Raw genomic sequence first — 592 nt, 5'->3', positions numbered from 1 at the left:
ATCTCATCTTCCGAGCTACCTTTCTAAGTACAGCAAAGAGAATTACACATCTGCAGGCAGTTTGTTTGAGCCTGACTTTGAAGCTATTTATATGCAAAAACCAGATCTGATCTTGGTTGGCCCGCGTGGCTCTGCGAAATATGAAGAGCTAAGTGAAATTGCCCCAACGGTTGTGTTTGCAGCTAAAAAAGGCGAAGGCTATTGGGAAGGCACGCAGGCTCAATGGCGTAACATTGGCAAAATCTTCAATATTGAAGACAAAGTCGAGCAAAAGATTGAAACATTGGATGCTCAATTTACAGCGATTCGCGACTACAACCAAACGAACAATAACGATGCACTAACGATTTTGAGCATCGGTGACAACATCAGTGCCTTTGGTGCGAAGTCCCGCTTCGGTGCGATTTACAATGACTTTGGTTTCATTGAAACGGTAAAAAACATCAAGACTGGTACACACGGTGACGTGATTTCTTACGAGTTTATCCGTGAAGCTGATCCGAAAAACATTTTGGTGATCGACCGTAATTCGCTGCATGCGAAGCCGAGCCAAGACCTTCGTAAGTCGATGGACAATGATTTGGTGAAATCG

General features: G+C 43.9%; 1 protein-coding gene. It reads left to right on the top strand.

From position 1 onward, the window contains the following. A partial coding sequence (locus tag R7E38_RS23155) for an ABC transporter substrate-binding protein (RefSeq protein WP_318082192.1) occupies positions 1-592 on the top strand: 592 nt, incomplete at both ends.

Origin of the sequence: Vibrio sp. Vb2131 (genome assembly GCF_033338535.1) — a bacterium.
Taxonomy (GTDB): Bacteria; Pseudomonadota; Gammaproteobacteria; order Enterobacterales; family Vibrionaceae; genus Vibrio; species Vibrio alginolyticus.
The sequence above is the reverse complement of the archived record's forward strand: the minus strand, read 5'-3'. Positions and strand labels throughout refer to the sequence as shown.